Origin of the sequence: Bacillus sp. FSL K6-2944 (assembly GCF_038005385.1) — a bacterium.
Classification (GTDB): domain Bacteria; phylum Bacillota; class Bacilli; order Bacillales; family Bacillaceae_G; genus Bacillus_A; species Bacillus_A cereus.
Genome location: NZ_JBBOTE010000003.1, coordinates 90,307 through 108,387, shown reverse-complemented (window position 1 = coordinate 108,387; position 18,081 = coordinate 90,307). Strand labels below are relative to the sequence as shown.

Sequence of the window (18,081 nt, the reverse complement as noted above, 5' to 3'; positions counted from 1 at the left end):
TATGTATAACTTTTAGTCAGAAAAGACGGTGGTTAAGATGGAAAAAACATTAATAAGTGTGGTTGTACCTACTTATAATAGAGGGGACTTGATAAGAAGGACAGTTGATAGTGTATTATCTCAAACATATTCTAATTTTGAATTAATAATTGTGGATGATGCTTCAACTGATAATACAGAAGAAATTATTAACAGTTATAAAGATAGCAGAATTAAATATATAAAGTTAGAAGAAAACACTCATGGCACTAGACCAAGAAATACTGGGATTCTGCAAAGTCAAGGTGAATATATTGCTTTATTAGATTCGGATGATGAATGGTTACCGAATAAGTTAGAAAAGCAAATAGATTTTATTAAACATAGTGGACAAACAGATAATATAGTTTGCTTCACTGGTTTAATAGTAAAAGATGATGAAAAAGAAACCCTTTCTACTAATAGAGATTTAGAAGAGCATGAGGATATTATGGACTATATGTTCATTAATAATAATGGTACTTGGGTTCAAGCAAGTACTTATATGTTTTCTAGTCAATTAGGCAAGAAAACATTATTTAACCCAGAATTAAGAAAGCATCAAGATATCGATTTTTGTTTGCGTTTAAGAAATAATGGAGCAAAGTTTATAAATTTCAAGGAACATTTGACAATTTATCATCATGAGAAAAGGGAAGGAAGGGTAGGAAATAATAATAAGTTCTACCTATCTATTGAGTGGGGAGAAAATGTAAAAAAAGACTTATCTATAAGGGCATACCACTCATTTTTATTGATGTTTGTAGTATATCATTTGCTAGCTAATGGAAGAAAGAAAGAAGCGAGTAAGATTTATTATAAGGCATATAAAAGTAAAACAATTGATATCAGTACCTGTATTAAAGGTTTAATTAAATGTAGTATTCCGACAAAATTTTTAATGTATATATGGAATAAAAAAGGAACGGAATTTACATAAAGATTTGAAAGAGAAAATATATAGCTAACTAATTAAAATGAGGTAAAAATAATGAAAAAAGAAGTTTGTGCTGTTATTGTTTCTTATAATCCCGAAGAGAATATATATCAAAATGTGAAAAAAATAAAAAATTTAATTGATTTCGTTGTAATAGTAGATAATGGAAGCTCTTCCGATCAGAGTAAACATCTGTTGAAAAAAATTGAGAGAGATATAGAGAACTGTACTATTATTTATAATGAAAAGAATTTAGGTATAGCTACAGCTTTAAACCAAGGGTGTGAATACGCTGAAAGAAATGGTTTTCAGTGGGCATTAACATTAGATGATGATAGTTCGGTACCTGAGAATATGATAGAGAATCTCTTAAAGGCATATAATGATAAAAAAGATGAAAAAATTATGATTTTAGCACCAGTTATCACTGATTATAATGGAAAAGGTAAAAATCGTGGTAGTGGATATATAGATGCGGCTATAACATCTGGTAGTCTTATTAATACAAAATCATTTTCTCTTGTTGGATGGTTTAAGGACGAATATTTTATCGATATGGTTGATATTGAATACTGTTTTAGATTGAAAAAAAATGGATATAAAGTTTATCAAGTTGAGGATGCTATTTTGCGTCATAGGTTGGGAAGAGAGAAACATATATTAAAAATCGGGAAAAAAGAATGGAAAGCCCTTAATCATAATGAGATAAGAAAATATTATATTTATCGTAATACAGTTCAGTTATATAAAGAATACCTTTTTAAATACCCAATTAGAGTATTTTTATCTACTAAAGGTGTTTTTAAAATTATGCTTGATACTATTGTCATTGAAGAAGACAAGTTTAAAAAAATAAAAATGATGGGTAAAGGCTTTATTGATGGACTTCGTAATAATATGGGAAGTTTGAATAACAAGGAAATATCCAGATAGGGAGAATTGAAAAGTGAAAATCTATTTTTGTACACCGACTGGTAGAAGAGGTGCAAGTTCTAGATATAGAGTGTTTCAATTTCTGCCATATCTAAATATTCAATTGGAAAAAGAAACCTTTCAATTTTTAGATGATACTACATATAGTTTATTTAAGAGTAATAACTTATTTAGTGTCTTTTATCGCTTAATATTTTTATTGTTTAAGCCATTATCTTTAATTTTTAAGGTGAAAAGGGGAGACATTCTTTTGGTTCACAGGGACATATATCCCTTTGGATTATTTTGGTTAGAACGGTTATTAAAGCGAAAGGGAGCTAAAATTATCTTTGATTTAGATGATGCAATCTTCTTAGATGACACCTCAGAGATAAGTAATAAAAAAAATAAGTTACTTTATAATCTGAAATATGGAAAGCGTTATGATAGGATAATTAAAATTTCAGACATGATTATTTGTGGAAATGAATTCTTGGAATCTTATTGTAAACAAATAAACTCCAATACAATTATTATACCGACTGTTATTGATTTGAACTGTGTAAAAAATATAGATAGAGATTCAAGTTTAAAAGATAAGATTGTTTTTGGATGGATAGGAAATCCAGGAAACTCATCATACTTTAAAAAGATATTACCTATTTTTGACAAAACGGCTGATAAATATAAGAAGCAGATTGTATTTAGGTGTATAGGTGGAAATTTGAATTATATACCCAACTCACCATATTTTGTTGTAGAGGAGTTAGCTTGGTCCGAAGAAACCGAATATAAGAATTTAAGCCAAATTGATGTTGGAATCATGCCGTTGGAGGATTCAGATTGGTCCAAAGGAAAGTGTGGTTTGAAGATATTACAATATATGAGTGTTGGAAAAACAACTATTGCTGATGCAGTGGGTGTTAATACAAGCATAATTGATCATGGGAAGAACGGCTTTTTAACGCATAGTTTAGATGATTGGGAAAAATATATTGAGCTAGTAGTTAAGGAACACGAGACTAATATGTTAGAAGAAATGGGAATGCTCGCTGAGGAAAAACTTCAGGCTGAGTATTCTTTACAAGTACATGTTTCTCGCCTTAAAGAAGTAATTGATAAAGTTGCATCAAGTTAATTTTAAAATATAGTATTTTAAAAGAATAAATATTAAGTTGAAGGTAGAGGAGCGGAATTATGAAAGGTATTATTTTAGCAGGTGGAAGTGGAACGAGATTATATCCATTAACAATGGTTACAAGTAAACAACTATTACCGATATATGATAAACCAATGATTTATTATCCATTATCTACATTGATGTTAGCGGGAATTCGTGAAATTTTAATTATCTCAACACCTGAGGATACACCGCGTTTCGAAGCTTTATTAGGGGATGGATCTCAATTTGGAATTTCCCTTCAATATAAAGTTCAACCAAGTCCAGATGGATTAGCACAGGCATTTATTCTGGGTGAAGAATTTATTGGTGATGATTCTGTGGCTATGGTATTAGGGGATAACATTTATTATGGTAGCGGAATGAGAAAAATGTTACAGCGAGCTGCCCAGAAAGAAAGCGGAGCGACAGTATTTGGCTATCATGTACATGATCCAGAGCGTTTTGGTGTGGTTGAATTTGATGAGAATGGAAAAGTATTGAGCGTAGAAGAAAAACCAGAAGAACCAAAATCAAATTATGCAATTACTGGTTTATACTTCTATGATAATCGTGTAGTTGAAATTGCTAAGAATGTTAAACCATCAGCACGTGGTGAATTAGAAATTACGTCTATAAATGAAGCGTATTTAGAGAATGGTGAATTAGAAGTTGAATTATTAGGTCGTGGCTATACATGGTTAGATACAGGTACACATCAAAGCCTTGTAGATGCAACAAACTTTGTGAAAACAGTTGAAGACCATCAAGGAATTAAAATCGCTGCCCTTGAAGAGATTGGCTTTATTAATGGCTGGATTAATAAAGAAACTCTAATTGAATCAGGTGATCAATGTTCTAAAAATGGCTATGGTCAATATTTATTAAAAGTAGCAAACGGTGGTATTAAATACTAATTTGGAGTGAACATAATGAAAATTGTAGATACAAATTTGTTAGGTGTAAAGGTAATTGAACCAAAAGTATTTGGGGATCACCGTGGTTGGTTCATGGAAACTTTTAGTGATCAGGCAATGAGAGAAGCAGGTATTGATTTACAATTTGTACAAGATAATCAATCATTTTCTGCAACCAAAGGAACACTTCGTGGTTTACACTATCAATTAAATCCTAAAGCACAAACTAAGCTGGTACGTTGTACACGTGGTTCAATATTTGATGTTGCAGTAGATATTCGTAAGGGAAGCCCTACATACGGTCAATGGTTCGGTATTGAGTTAAGTGCTGAGAATAAAAAACAGTTATTAATTCCAAAAGGATTTGCACATGGATTTATGACATTAACAGATGATGTTGAGGTGCAGTATAAAGTTGATGAATTGTATGCACCTGAATGTGATCGAGGAATCATTTGGAACGATGCTGAGGTTGGTATAGAATGGCCAATGGAAATTCAACCAGTGCTATCTGAAAAAGACGAAAAAGCACCTTCATTAAAAGAAGCAGAAAAAAACTTTGTATACGGGGAGTAAAAAAATGAAAATTTTAGTAACCGGTTATAATGGTCAGCTTGGATATGACGTAGTAAAACGTGGAGAAAAGCAAGGGCTAGAAATGCAAGGTATTGGAATAGAAGATTTAGATATTACAAACGAAGCAGCGGTTTATGAATTTGTAGATAAAGTAAAACCAGATGCAATTATTCATTGTGCAGCATATACGGCTGTTGATAAATCTGAAGATGATAAAGAACTTTGTTGGAATGTGAATGTAGAAGGTACAAAATACCTTGCTACAGCAGCAAAAAAGTTAAATGCTAAATTTGTTTATATTAGTACAGATTATGTATTTGATGGAGAAGGAACTCATGCATTTGTAGAAACTGATGCGCCTAATCCGGTTGGGTACTATGGTTTAACAAAGCATGAGGGGGAAAAAGTAGTTAGAAGTTTAATAGATAACAACTTTATTGTGCGTATTTCATGGGTATTCGGTATTAATGGAAATAACTTCATTAAAACGATGCTTCGTTTAGGTGAGACACGTAATGAACTGAACGTTGTTGGGGATCAAATAGGATCACCAACTTACACATATGATTTAGCTCGGTTGTTAGTTGATATGGTTGTAACAGAGAAATATGGTACATATCATGCTACAAATGAAGGTTTCTGTAGTTGGGCTGAATTTGCGCAAGAAATCTTTGAAATAGCAGGACAAGATGTGAAAGTAAATAGTATTACAACAGAAGAGTATCCTACTCGTGCAGTACGTCCTAAAAATTCACGTATGTCTAAGCAGAAATTAATTGATAATGGATTTGAGCCATTACAAGATTGGAAGAAAGCAACAAAACATTATATTACACAATTACAACAAGAGGTGAAATAAGATGGAAAAAAAGAAAGTATTAGTAACAGGTGGCGCAGGTTTTATTGGAGGAAACTTTGTACAGTATATGGTAAATAAATATCCAGATTATCATATTGTAAATTTAGATGTATTGACATATGCAGGAGATTTAACAAAGCATAAAGATATTGAGAACAAAGATAACTATTCATTCGCTAAGGTTGATATCGTAGACCGTCAAGCGGTAAACCAACTATTTGAACAAGAAAAATTTGATTATGTTGTGCATTTTGCTGCAGAGAGTCATGTGGATCGTTCTATTACTGAACCTGAAGTATTTATTAGTACCAATGTATTAGGGACACAAGTATTATTAGATGCAGCAAAAGCGTTTGGTATTACTAAATTTGTTCATGTATCGACAGATGAAGTATACGGTGAATTAGATTTTGATCCAACTACATTCTTTACAGAAGAGACGCCTCTACAACCAAATAGCCCATATAGCGCAAGTAAAGCTTCTTCTGACCTATTAGTTCGAGCGTATCATGAAACATTTGGTTTACCAATTAATATTACACGTTGCTCAAACAATTATGGACCATTCCATTTCCCAGAAAAATTAATTCCATTAACAATTTCACGTGTATTAAATGATGAAAAGGTTCCTGTATATGGAGATGGTAAAAATATTCGTGACTGGTTACACGTTATTGATCATTGTGCAGCAATTGATTTAGTTATGCATGAAGGCATAAATGGTGAAGTGTATAATGTTGGTGGGCATAATGAACGTACAAATTTAGAAGTAGTTCAAACAATTATTAGTACGCTTGGTAAATCAGAAGACTTAATCGAGTTCGTTCAAGATCGCTTAGGTCATGATAAACGTTACGCAATTGATCCAACAAAGCTAGAAAAGTTAGGTTGGAAACCAACTTATACATTTGAAACAGGAATTGCTCAAACGATTCAGTGGTATTTAGATAATGAAGAATGGTGGAAAGCGATTGTAACGGGCGAATATCAAAACTACTTTACAAAACAATATTCATCATTGGAAAAGTAATAAAATAATTAATTTATAGAGATAACACCTGACTAGTGTTATCTCTATATTTATTATTTGAATTATGAAGTGAATGTAAATTTACTTTGTAGTACAATAACTCATTATACTTTAATGATTTACAAGCCATATATATGGAAGTATAGTATTATAGGTTCATATGTGAATTATTAAAATTGTTAACCGAAAGAAGGAAAAACGATGAAGAAAAAGATTCTATTTTGGATTCTAGGTATCATTGGTGTTCTTGTTATTGCTGGTGGTGTATATGCATATACTGTTTACTCTAATGTATCTAATACGTTAAATACGGTGCATAAGCCTTTGGATCGCGATAAGTCTGATAAACGAGATAAGAAAGTAGACGTTTCGGATAATAAACCTATCTCTATTTTACTGATGGGTGTAGATCAGGAAGATAATGGGACAGGTAGATCAGACTCACTTATGTTATTTACCTTAAATCCAAAAACAAAATCTATGAAAATTACGAGTATTCCACGTGACTCTTATACGGAGATTGTAGGTAAAGGGAAAAAAGATAAAATCAACCACGCCTATGCATTTGGTGGTATTGATATGTCTGTAAAAACAGTTGAGAATTTCCTAAATGTACCGGTTGATCATTACATTGAAGTAAATATGGCTGGATTTAGAGATATTGTAGATGCTGTTGGTGGTGTTGATGTAAATAACGATTTGGAATTTACGTCAAGAGAGCAACATTTTGCTAAAGGGAATATCCATTTAAATGGTGAAACAGCATTAAAGTATACTCGTATGCGTTATGAAGATCCGCGCGGTGACTTTGGCCGTCAAATGCGCCAACGTCAAGTAATCCAAGCAGTAATTAAAAAGGGTGCTAGTGTTTCTTCATTAGCAAGCTACGGTGATGTATTAAAAGCAATTGAGAAGAACGTTAAAACAAGTTTAACTCAGGATCAAATGTTTGATATTCAAAAGAATTATAAAGATTGTATGGAGAACAGTGAAGAAATTCAAATCCCAGGCGACGGTCACAAAGCCGCTGATGGTATTTGGTACTACTATGTTCCGGATGCAGCGAAACAAGATATAACAAATAAGTTACGAGCACATCTTGAATTAACTAAGTAATATGTAATAACCCAACTCCTTTGGAAGGAGTTGGGTTTATTTTTGCATGGATTTATATTAGTATTATATATTGTGAGATTAATAGATGAGGTGAATCGATGAATAAGAAAGCAGTACTTGTCCTTGTTATTTTTGTATTGTTTGTAGCTTCGATTGTGAGCGGTAAATTGTACTGGAATAAGAAGATTGCGAATGCAACAGGACAAACGAGTGAAGTAACGAAAACAAAGGCTGAAGTGAAAGATAGCGGAGCCAAGAAAGAAGAGAAAAAGGAAGAGAAAAAGGAAGAGAAAAAACAAGATGCGAAGTCATCTTTTAATGAGGCATACGCGAAGAACTTGCCAGATGCAGTGAAAGAGAAGTTAAAGAAAGCTGCTGAGGATAAAAAGGCAGTAAATCTTGTTATTGTTGGTGATGAAGCTTCTTCATCCGAAAAAGGTGCTTGGGCAGCTAAGTTAACAACTAATTTAGAAACTGCTTACGGTAAAGGTTTATGGAATGTGACTGTAAAGGAATATAAGGGTGAAAGCACAGAAGAGTTAATTACGAATAAACGTGATAAAGAGATTGCGAAAGAGAATCCAGATGTGATTTTATTTGAACCACCATTTATTACTGATAATGGTAAAAGTGGTAACGGAAACTCTGTAGCAAATACACAGAAGTTCGTTCAAGCACTTTCTACTAGTGCAAAGGGTGCTACAATTATGATTCAACCATCAAATCCAGTGTATGGTGCGAAGAATTATCCAAAAGCGATTGAAGCATTAAAACAATTCGCGACGCAAAATGGTTATACATATGTTAATCATTGGGAAGCGTGGCCTGATGCATCTACAAAGGCGATTTTACCATATTTACAAGAAGAGTTTGGTTTCCCAAGTGCAAAAGGACATGAAGTTTGGGCGAAATATGTAACTGATTATTTTGTAGCTAAGTAATGAAGGAGAGATAAAAGGTGTACGAGTTCTCGTATACCTTTTCCTTTTATAATTAAGAGATTTGAAAATAGTAGGAGGAAAACAATGAACTCAATCCTAATCTGTGGCGGAGCTGGCTACATCGGTTCTCACGCTGTGAAAAAATTAGTAGACGAAGGCTTATCTGTAGTAGTAGTAGATAACTTACAAACTGGTCATGAAGATGCAATTACGGAAGGCGCGAAGTTTTATAATGGCGACCTTCGTGATAAATCCTTTTTAAGGGATGTTTTTAAACAAGAAAATATTGAGGCGGTTATGCACTTTGCAGCAGATTCTTTAGTTGGAGTTAGTATGGAGCAGCCCCTTCAATATTATAATAATAATGTGTATGGTGCACTTTGTTTATTAGAGGTAATGGATGAGTTTAAGGTAGATAAGTTTATTTTCTCTTCAACTGCGGCAACGTATGGTGAGGTAGATGTTGATCTTATTACTGAAGAAACGATGACGAATCCAACGAATACGTATGGAGAGACGAAGTTAGCAATCGAGAAGATGCTTCATTGGTATAGCCAAGCTTCAAATTTACGTTATAAGATCTTTAGATACTTTAATGTGGCTGGTGCAACTCCAAGTGGTATTATTGGAGAAGATCATCGCCCAGAGACGCATTTAATTCCTCTTGTGTTGCAAGTGGCGTTAGGCCAACGTGAGAAGATTATGATGTTTGGTGATGATTATAATACACCAGACGGTACTTGTATCCGTGATTATATTCATGTTGAAGATTTAGTAGCGGCTCATTTCCTAGGGCTTAAAGATCTACAAGGTGGCGGAGAGAGCGATTTTTATAACTTAGGAAATGGTAATGGTTTCAGTGTAAAAGAAATCGTTGATGCAGTTCGTGAAGTTACAAATCATGAGGTTCCAGCTGAAGTAGCACCTCGCCGTGCAGGCGACCCAGCGCGTTTAGTTGCTTCTTCTCAAAAAGCGAAAGAGAAGTTAGGATGGGACCCTAAGTATGTAAATGTAAAAACAATTATTGAACATGCTTGGAATTGGCACCAGAAGAAACCCCATGGGTATGAGAAATAAGGATTTAAAATTAAAATATAAGAAATTAATTTACTAGTTTAAAAGGTATGTGTTCTATGGCATACCTTTTAAATTTGAAATTGGAGGATAATAGAATGGATTGGAAACAAGAATTTAGTCGCTGGCTTTCTTACGCACAATTAGATGCAGAATTAAAAGAACAGCTAGAAAATATGAAGCAAGATGAGAAGAAAATCGAGGATAGCTTTTATAAAAATCTAGAGTTTGGCACAGGTGGTATGCGTGGTGAACTTGGTGCTGGTACGAACCGTTTAAACGTATATACAGTTCGTAAAGCAACAAAAGGATTAGCAAGCTTTATTGAAAAATTAGGTGAGGAAGCGAAAAAACGCGGTGTTGTTGTAGCCTATGATTCTCGTCATAAATCACCTGAGTTCGCAATGGAAGTTGCTGCTACACTTGGGGCACGCGGTATCACAACATATGTGTTTGAAAGCTTACGTCCAACGCCAGTACTTTCTTTCGCAGTTCGTCATTTACATACAGTAAGTGGAATCGTTCTTACGGCAAGCCATAATCCACCTGAATATAACGGATACAAAGTATACGGTGAAGATGGTGGACAGTTACCTCCAAAAGAAGCAGATGAGTTAATTAGCTACGTAAATGCAGTAGAAGATGAATTAACAGTTGAAGTCGCTGATGTAGAGCAATTAAAAGCTGACGGTTTATTACATATTATTGGACAAGAAGTAGATGATGCATATGCTGCAGAATTGAACAATGTCATCATTAATAAAGAAATGGTGCAAAAGGTCGGCAAAGACTTAAAAATCGTCTTTACACCATTACACGGAACATCAAATATTTCTGTACGCCGTGGTTTAAAAGAAGTTGGATTTACAGATGTGACAGTTGTAAAAGAGCAAGAGTTACCAGATCCAAACTTCTCTACAGTAAAATCACCGAACCCAGAAGAGCACGCAGCGTTTGAGTATGCCATTCGTGACGGTGAAAAGGTAGGCGCAGATGTATTAATCGCAACTGATCCTGACGCAGACCGCCTTGGTGTAGCAGTGCGTAATCATAATGGTGAGTTCCAAGTATTAACAGGAAACCAAACAGGTGCATTAATGCTTGATTACTTACTATCTCAAAAGAAAGAAAACGGAACGCTTCCGGAGAACGGTGTCGTATTAAAAACAATCGTAACGTCTGAGATTGGCCGTACAATTGCGAAAGCATACGGTTTAGATACAGTTGATACGTTAACTGGATTTAAATTTATCGGTGAGAAAATTAGGCAGTATGAAGAAAGCGGACAATATGAATTCCAATTCGGTTATGAGGAAAGCTATGGTTATTTAATCCGCCCATTCTGCCGTGATAAAGATGCAGTACAATCTGTCCTATTTGCATGTGAAGTAGCTGCATACTACAAATCACAAGGGAAAACGTTATATGACGGTCTATTAGAAGTATTTGAGAAGTACGGTTTCTTCCGTGAAGACCTTGTATCGTTAACGTTAAAAGGAAAAGATGGAGCTGAAAAAATCCAAGAGATGATGGCAACGTTCCGTGAGAATCCGCCGAAAGAAGTAGCAGGCTTAACAGTCGTAGCAGTGGAAGACTATAAAGCAAGCATCGTTACATCTTTACAAGATGGACATAAAGAAGAGATTCACTTACCGAAATCAAATGTGTTAAAATATCAATTAGAGGATGGTTCATGGTTCTGCCTACGTCCATCTGGAACTGAGCCGAAGATTAAGTTTTACTTTGGTGTAAAAGATAGTTCTTTACAAAATAGTGAACAAAAGTTACTTACTATTAAAGAAGACATTATGAATCGTTTATAATAAATTGTGGAAGGATTTGGTTATGTGCCGAATCCTTCTTTTATGATAAAGTTGATTTATTTAATAGGTTGTATGCTGCAAGATAGGATATAAGCTATGACTTGTATAAGAGAGGGTATCGTCGACAAAATATGTTCGACAATACCCTCTCTTTTTTTGTACGATTTTTGCTATACTAAACTGTACTATAATACATGATGGAAGGAGGAAAATAATGAAAATACTTGTGGTTGATGATGAATCGAGTATTCGTAATTTAATTCGGATGCAGTTGGAGATGGAAGGTTATGAAGTATTGGCAGCGGCTGATGGGAGAGAAGCTTTGGAGCGATGGAATGAAGGGCCGGATGTATTGATTTTGGATGTTATGCTTCCGGATACGGATGGGTATGAGTTGCTTCGTTTGTTCCGTGAGAGGGATAGGGATATTCCGGTGCTTATGTTAACGGCAAAGAGTCAGATGAATGATAAGTTGCTTGGCTTGCAGCTTGGTGCTGATGATTATGTGACGAAGCCGTTTAATTATGCGGAGCTTATTCTTCGGGTTAAGAATATGGCGCGGCGTGTAAAGAAGACGGAGGTCGCTGTAAGTCATGAAGTAATTGAGGCTGGAGAGATAGTGATTTGTCCTAAGGAAAGAAAGGTACATGTGAGTGGACAAGAGATTCAGTTAACGTACCGAGAGTTTAATTTATGTCAGTTGTTTGTTTCAAATCCGCAGCGTGTGTTTATGAGGGATGAGTTGCTTGAGAAAGTATGGGGGTTTGAGTATATCGGAAATACGAGAGCAGTTGATATTATGGTGCAGAGACTTCGCAAGAAGCTTGGGACGAGCGGAGAATATATTAAGACAATTTATGGCGTTGGCTATAAACTGGATTGTTAAGTGGTGATGGTATGTCTTTAAAGCGAAATATGGTGTTTGGAATAGTTGGGCTGTTAATTCCGATTTTTGTTCTTTTATATGCAGTTGTTTATATTACGTTAGAAAAGAATATGTATCATAATGCAGCAGATTCTTTAGAAAAGTTAAGTGTAGAAGCACAAATTTATACGATGAATTATTTAGAGAAGGAAGCAGAAGTGGATACGCTTGGTCCGAATTCACTTTTAATTGCGTCGTATTTAGCGAAGCGTATGGATGTCCGTGTGCAGATGATCGGGAAGAATGGCGATGTTGTTGCAGATACACAAAAAGGAGCATTGCTTCACCGTAACATCGACATTGAGAGTTCTTTGAAGGGGAAGAAGTCTTATGTTTTCGAAGAGGCGGATCCCGCTCCCATTCTTTTGTTTTCAAGCCCGGTGTATTATGGAAACGATGTCATTGGAAGTATTCGTTTTATAAATGAGTTAACGGGTGAGAAGGAAGTTTTAACAAATGTGAGCTGGACGTTCTTAATGACGTCCCTTTGTTTAGTAGCTACCGGTATTTTCTTTGCGATTCGTTTGGCGAAGTCTCTTCATAAACCGATTGATCAGTTGAGACAAATGGCACAGAGGCTCGCGAATGGTGATTATAAGAGTAAGATTGAGTTAAATGAGTACGTAGAAATCGCTCAGCTTTCAGCATCTTTTAACGCGATGGCCGATGGAATTGAACTGCATATTAAGCAATTGCAGGAGGAGAAGGAGAAGCAGAAAGATTTCCTAGACCGCATTACGCATGAGCTAAAAACACCGCTAACGGCAATTATCGGTTCTGTTGATTTAATTCCGAAGTTACAATCGAAAGAAGATGTACAGGAAAGTCTTCGTTATGTGGCTGTGGAAAGTGAGCGTTTATTATCACTTGTAGAGGAATTGCTTAAGTCCTCGAAATATGGAACGAGTACGTTTGAAGTGTCTCCTACAGTTGTGAACATAAAGGCATTGGCAGAGGAAGCAGTTTCAATTGTGAAGCCTCGTCTAAATCAGTTTGAAATTGAAGTGATAAATGAGTTAACAGATGTACATGTTGTTGCGGATTTTGATAAGACGAAGCAAATTTTCTTAAATGTGCTTGATAATGCAATTAAGTATAGTGATGCTTCTCACATTCGTATGAATATAATTGTAAATGAGCATGAGGCGAAGGTTTTTGTTCATGATGATGGGATCGGTATAGATGAAGTGGTGCTTGCAGAGTGGAATGAATCTCCGAAAGGAAAGGCACTTCCTTCTAGTTACGGGAATGGTTATGGTTTGTATATTTGTCAGGAGATTATGAATAAGCAGGGCGGAAGCATGCGGATTGAGAGTAGTGAAGAAATAGGTACTACAATATTCATTACATTTTTGCTTCCGAGAAGGATGGAAGACATAAAAAACTTGAAAGCGGTTAAATGATACATTTATGAAACAATTATGCGGTATTATGAAACAATTATGCGGTATTTTCGAAACAACGTTTTTTTATCTTGGAGGTAGGCAGAAATGAAAAGGCTATCATTTCAAATTCTTATGTTTGTCATTTGTATGATTGTTTCTCTTGTTTTGTTTTATGTTATGGAGAAGCAAATCTATAATCGAATTAACATTGTAAATGATAAACAAGCCGTTTTACAAAGGGTGAATGAATCTCTTCCAATTGAAGTGAAAGTAAGACATGAAAAGTGGGGAGAAATTGTTGTAACGGATGAAGTTCGTTTGCATACGATTGTTTCATTCTTTGACCGAATTCGAATAGAGCCTGGGGACGTTAAGAGCCAAGAACAAGTATTTACTGGAGAAGTAACGTACTTGAATGGACATAAGCGTACTTTTGCAGTAGGTGACTTGTTCCAGTATGGGGAAAATGTATACGGAAAGAATGGCATGGATCCGATGATTTCAGCACTTCAAACGTATTTATTAAGCCTGTATTACACACCAGAGCGTATTAGTGATTTCTTTGCTTCAGCAAAGGATGTCATAGTACGTCAAGGTGATGTGGTACGTACTATCAATCTTACGCACATACTTGATTCTATTCGATACGCAAAGCAAATTACAGATTACGGAGAAATTCAGAAGTTATTACAATCGCAGAATGAACCGATTGCTTATATTACAGCTTATAAAACAGGTAAGCGTGTAAAGAATGATCGTGAAGATATTCTTACGATTTCTGTGTATCCATCGTACTTTGTTGTGCAATATCTCGGTGATAATAACGGAAATGTCATGTATATGAAAAGCTCTCTAGCAGAGTTATTCGTAAAGGAGAATGCGTCATGAGAAAGATAGCCTTTTTCTTCTTTTTGCTAGTAATTGGAGGAGCGATGTCTAGTTGCTCTCGAGATACAACCTCTATTAAATATAGTAAAAATGGTCTCCCTATTTTGGATGATCGTCATATTGTTGCGTATGTGGCGGCTCGTGAGGAAGTTGGTGAAGCGTTACTTTCATCATTTTGTAAGCCGCGCGGATGTACGTATGAATTTATTCGTCTTTCAACAGAAGAACTTCTTCGTAGAGTGGAAGAAGAAGCTGGAAATCCGAAGGCGGATATTATTATTGGCGGTACAGTAGATGCGCATCAAATGATGAAGCAAAAAAATCTTTCTATTCCTGTGATAAGCCAACATGCAAATCGTATTTCAAAAACTGTTAAAGATAAAGATGGTTATTGGTACGGTTATGAAGTGGAGAAGCTGGCAATTGCGATTAATAAAGAGCGGTGGAACGAGGAAATAGCGCCGCTCGGTCTCTCGTATCCGTTAAGATGGAAAGATTTATTGAATCCAGTATATAAGGGAAAGATTGTCATGCCCGATCCAAATGTTTCAGGTACAGCATATACGTTTTTCCAATCACTTATTGATACGTTAGGTGAAGAGGAAGCGAAGGAATATGTGAAGAATCTGGCAGAACAAGTTGGAGAAGTAACAGTGAATGGTTACATTCCAGCAGAACTTGTTGCGAGCGGTGAATATATGATAGGCATCAACTTTATGGGAGATCAGAAAATGCTTCAAAAACAAGGCTTTCCGATTTTAAGTAACGAACCTGAGCAAACAGGGTTATCTGTTAATGCGATTTCGAAACTAAAACGTGCACCGAGTGGTATTATTGCGGATTTATTTATTGATTATTGTTTATCAGAAGAAGCGGGGCATATTTTAGAAAAAGTGTCGTTTGGCGTACCAACGATGTTTGCGAAGAATGAGAAAGAAATAGAAGGACAGCCGGTTAGAAGAACAAACCAAAATATATCAAATAGCGGAATAATCGAGATATGGAATAGACAGCGTCTCTCTCTGAAGTGAGAAAAGGAGACGGAAATATATGTTTAAATGGCTCAAGCCAGCACCTGCAATTGAAAGATTGCCAGCGGATATGATCGACCGTGTATATCGATTACTACGTATTCGTGTGTTAATCGGGATTTCAGTTGGATATGCTGCTTATTATTTAGTTCGTAGTAACTTTACGTTATCAAGTACGTATTTAGTACAAGAATATGGTTTTAGTACAGCTGAAATTGGTCTACTAGGTTCAGTAATGGCAATTGTTTATGGATTTAGTAAGTTCTTTATGGGGAATTTATCAGATAAAGCTTTCGCCCAGCGCTTTATCGCAGTCGGTTTATTCTTATCAGGGCTTGTAAATATTTGTTTCGGCTTTGCATCATCATTTGGGATGATTGTTACATTACTTGTTGTTAACGGTATTGTACAAGGTATGGGAGCACCACCTTGTAGTATTGTTATGACGAAATGGTTCTCGAAGAAAGAACGTGGTACGAAAACAGGTCTTTGGAATATTTCACATAACGTTGGTGGAATGCTTGTGCCACCACTTGTCGGAATTGGTGTAGGTATTTTCGGTGAAAATCATTGGCAAGGCGGCGTGTTTATTTTCCCTGCGATTATCGCAATGGTAATTGCAGTACTTGTTTGGATCAATGCGAAGGATACACCAGAATCTGAAGGTCTTCCTCCAATTGATGAGTATCGTAATGACTATGAAAATCTTGAAAAAGCAGATAATGCTAACAAGATGTCACCAAAAGAAATTTTAATGAAGTATGTAGTGAAAAATAAATTTGTATGGTTCTTATGTATTGCGAATGCTTTTGTTTATTTAATTCGTTTCGGTGTTATTAACTGGGTTCCACTTTATTTAACGACAGTTAAAGGATTTTCAAAAGCAGAAGCGCATGCGGCATATGCAATCTTTGAAGGTATGGCAATTCCAAGTTCATTAATCGTTGGTTTTTTAAGTGATAAATTATTTAAAGGAAAACGTATGCCATTATGTATTATTAGTATGGTTGGAGTTGTTATTGGTACGTTTATATATTGGCAAGCAACTAGCGTACTTGTTGTAAGTATTGCAGTTTCTATTATCGGTTGTTTAATTTATGTACCACAGTTCTTAATCGGTTTAAGTGCGATGGAATTAGTACCGAAATTTGCAGTAGGTACGACAGTTGGTATGTGTGGTCTATTCGGTTATGTAGGCGGAAGTCTTGTAGCTAACGCAGCAATTGGTGTTATTGTTGATAGTTCTGGCTGGGATGGTTGTTTCATCTTACTATTAACAGGAGCGGTTTTATCAACAATCTTCTTATTTATTGTTCAACGTGGACATGAGAGAAAAGATCCTAAAGCGGCGTAATATTTTGTTTGAAAAGCTATCCAATTGTGATTGGATAGCTTTTATATTAGAAAAAACAAACAGTATGTAAAATTGCAGTTTAATATGTAAAAGACTTTTGTTACTTAATATAATTTTTTTAGATTCCATAAACCAAATAGATACATGGTTGTACCGAAAAATCCGCCGGCGCAGCCCCAAAGCATAACATCAAATAAAGAAATAGAGATTTCTTCTGAACCTACATAGGGAAGGATATAATTCATAAAAACAAACATTTGAAAGCCCCAAAGCACACCTGCTTTTAAGCCAGCTTTTCTTAATTTTTTCTTGTGTTGTAAATATTCTTCTTTTGTTGCACATTCAGTATCACTTAAACCTTTTTTCTTGAATTTAAAGACTAAATAATTAGCATAAATCATATTAGATAGAAAAATGAATATTGTTCCTATAGATATTGTGTGGTTCATAGTATCGACAAGTAACATAATAAGCATTACCAACATATTTAGCCACCATAAACCAATTCCAGCTACAGATAATTCTTTATTGATTTCTTGTTTTTGATATTCATCTCTCTCACTCAGTGTTCCAACAAAACTATTATAAACTCTTTCTTTCCATTCAATTTTCATCATTTAATCTCCCTCCCAAAATAGACTGTTTAAATCTGTTTTTAGTGCTTTTGCTAATTCGATACATAAGGCTAAAGAAGGGTTATATTTATTATTTTCAATTAAATTTATTGTCTGTCTCGCCACGTTAACTTTTTTAGCTAACTCTAGCTGCGATAGCCCTTCAGATTTTCGATATTGTTTAACGTTATTCAAATATAACCCTCCCATTTATGGTTGTAGACCTCGTGTACCAAAATGTCATTTATATGTGACATTTTATAATTGAATAAATGAAATGTCAAATATATATGACAAAAATGATAGTAGTACAATTAGGAAAATGATTTTAATAATTTATCTTGGTAAGAAGTTTATTAATAAAAGATGGCTTACATTCATATAAAAAGTACTTGAAAATTCAATTTAAATTATCCTTTTTCCTTTCCTTAAATCTATCTTAAAAGATATAATGTCATATTTCTAATCATTGGAATTTTTGTTACAATATAAATGGATGTGTAAAACTTTGTAAAAAGATTG

The 18,081-nt window shown here is 34.9% G+C and carries 18 protein-coding genes; 16 read left to right on the top strand and 2 right to left on the bottom strand.

Annotated elements, in window-relative coordinates; genetic code table 11:
- The first annotated feature begins 37 nt into the window (after nucleotides 1-37).
- From MHH55_RS27060 to MHH55_RS26985, 16 genes are all read left to right on the top strand, one after another.
- Entirely contained in the window at nucleotides 38-958 is a 921-nt protein-coding gene (locus MHH55_RS27060) for a glycosyltransferase family 2 protein (RefSeq protein ID WP_078187511.1), read from the top strand.
- Between the two features lie 51 nt (nucleotides 959-1,009).
- Nucleotides 1,010-1,888 (top strand): glycosyltransferase family 2 protein, encoded by an 879-nt coding sequence (locus tag MHH55_RS27055; protein ID WP_075676660.1) that lies wholly within the window; start codon nucleotides 1,010-1,012, stop codon nucleotides 1,886-1,888.
- A gap of 13 nt (nucleotides 1,889-1,901) precedes the next feature.
- The gene (locus MHH55_RS27050) at nucleotides 1,902-3,005 is read left to right on the top strand and encodes a glycosyltransferase (RefSeq protein WP_075676658.1); all 1,104 of its coding nucleotides are present in this window, start codon (nucleotides 1,902-1,904) and stop codon (nucleotides 3,003-3,005) included.
- A 59-nt stretch (nucleotides 3,006-3,064) separates the two neighbouring features.
- Nucleotides 3,065-3,943, top strand: a complete 879-nt coding sequence (gene rfbA / locus MHH55_RS27045; RefSeq protein WP_075676656.1) for a glucose-1-phosphate thymidylyltransferase RfbA — start codon at nucleotides 3,065-3,067, stop codon at nucleotides 3,941-3,943.
- A 15-nt stretch (nucleotides 3,944-3,958) separates the two neighbouring features.
- Complete coding sequence (gene rfbC, locus MHH55_RS27040) at nucleotides 3,959-4,519, top strand: dTDP-4-dehydrorhamnose 3,5-epimerase (RefSeq protein ID WP_000706172.1); 561 nt, start codon at nucleotides 3,959-3,961, stop codon at nucleotides 4,517-4,519.
- Between the two features lie 4 nt (nucleotides 4,520-4,523).
- The gene (gene rfbD / locus MHH55_RS27035) at nucleotides 4,524-5,378 is read left to right on the top strand and encodes a dTDP-4-dehydrorhamnose reductase (RefSeq protein WP_048568638.1); all 855 of its coding nucleotides are present in this window, start codon (nucleotides 4,524-4,526) and stop codon (nucleotides 5,376-5,378) included.
- Between the two features lies 1 nt (nucleotide 5,379).
- Nucleotides 5,380-6,408: a dTDP-glucose 4,6-dehydratase gene (gene rfbB, locus MHH55_RS27030; RefSeq protein WP_075676654.1), complete on the top strand. Its 1,029-nt coding sequence runs from the start codon at nucleotides 5,380-5,382 to the stop codon at nucleotides 6,406-6,408.
- 201 nt (nucleotides 6,409-6,609) lie between these two features.
- The gene (gene tagU, locus MHH55_RS27025) at nucleotides 6,610-7,524 is read left to right on the top strand and encodes a polyisoprenyl-teichoic acid--peptidoglycan teichoic acid transferase TagU (RefSeq protein WP_050292989.1); all 915 of its coding nucleotides are present in this window, start codon (nucleotides 6,610-6,612) and stop codon (nucleotides 7,522-7,524) included.
- Nucleotides 7,525-7,622: 98 nt separating this feature from the next.
- Complete coding sequence (locus MHH55_RS27020; RefSeq protein ID WP_078187512.1) at nucleotides 7,623-8,465, top strand: SGNH/GDSL hydrolase family protein; 843 nt, start codon at nucleotides 7,623-7,625, stop codon at nucleotides 8,463-8,465.
- Nucleotides 8,466-8,549: 84 nt separating this feature from the next.
- A complete protein-coding gene (gene galE / locus MHH55_RS27015; protein ID WP_050292812.1) occupies nucleotides 8,550-9,542 on the top strand; it encodes a UDP-glucose 4-epimerase GalE in 993 nt (330 codons plus the stop codon).
- A gap of 95 nt (nucleotides 9,543-9,637) precedes the next feature.
- Nucleotides 9,638-11,362 carry a phospho-sugar mutase gene (locus MHH55_RS27010; protein ID WP_340881761.1) on the top strand — a complete coding sequence of 575 codons (1,725 nt, stop codon included), beginning with the start codon at nucleotides 9,638-9,640 and terminating at the stop codon, nucleotides 11,360-11,362.
- Between the two features lie 214 nt (nucleotides 11,363-11,576).
- The gene (locus tag MHH55_RS27005; RefSeq protein ID WP_000699557.1) at nucleotides 11,577-12,248 is read left to right on the top strand and encodes a response regulator transcription factor; all 672 of its coding nucleotides are present in this window, start codon (nucleotides 11,577-11,579) and stop codon (nucleotides 12,246-12,248) included.
- Between the two features lie 11 nt (nucleotides 12,249-12,259).
- Entirely contained in the window at nucleotides 12,260-13,690 is a 1,431-nt protein-coding gene (locus tag MHH55_RS27000) for a HAMP domain-containing sensor histidine kinase (protein ID WP_078187120.1), read from the top strand.
- Nucleotides 13,691-13,777: 87 nt separating this feature from the next.
- Nucleotides 13,778-14,560 carry a DUF3919 family protein gene (locus MHH55_RS26995; protein ID WP_078187121.1) on the top strand — a complete coding sequence of 261 codons (783 nt, stop codon included), beginning with the start codon at nucleotides 13,778-13,780 and terminating at the stop codon, nucleotides 14,558-14,560.
- The gene (locus tag MHH55_RS26990; protein WP_074553769.1) at nucleotides 14,557-15,591 is read left to right on the top strand and encodes an ABC transporter substrate-binding protein; all 1,035 of its coding nucleotides are present in this window, start codon (nucleotides 14,557-14,559) and stop codon (nucleotides 15,589-15,591) included. The genes MHH55_RS26995 and MHH55_RS26990 overlap by 4 nt, the downstream gene beginning before the upstream one ends.
- A 19-nt stretch (nucleotides 15,592-15,610) precedes the next feature.
- The gene (locus tag MHH55_RS26985) at nucleotides 15,611-16,945 is read left to right on the top strand and encodes an MFS transporter (RefSeq protein ID WP_000477601.1); all 1,335 of its coding nucleotides are present in this window, start codon (nucleotides 15,611-15,613) and stop codon (nucleotides 16,943-16,945) included.
- A gap of 104 nt (nucleotides 16,946-17,049) precedes the next feature.
- On the opposite strand, the gene MHH55_RS26980 is transcribed toward MHH55_RS26985, so the two are convergent.
- Both MHH55_RS26980 and MHH55_RS26975 read right to left on the bottom strand, forming a co-directional pair.
- Nucleotides 17,050-17,562, bottom strand: coding sequence for a DUF3278 domain-containing protein (locus MHH55_RS26980; protein WP_000975596.1), 513 nt, complete (start codon nucleotides 17,560-17,562; stop codon nucleotides 17,050-17,052).
- Nucleotides 17,563-17,754 carry a helix-turn-helix transcriptional regulator gene (locus MHH55_RS26975; RefSeq protein WP_001067016.1) on the bottom strand — a complete coding sequence of 64 codons (192 nt, stop codon included), beginning with the start codon at nucleotides 17,752-17,754 and terminating at the stop codon, nucleotides 17,563-17,565.
- Between the last annotated feature and the right edge of the window lie 327 nt (nucleotides 17,755-18,081).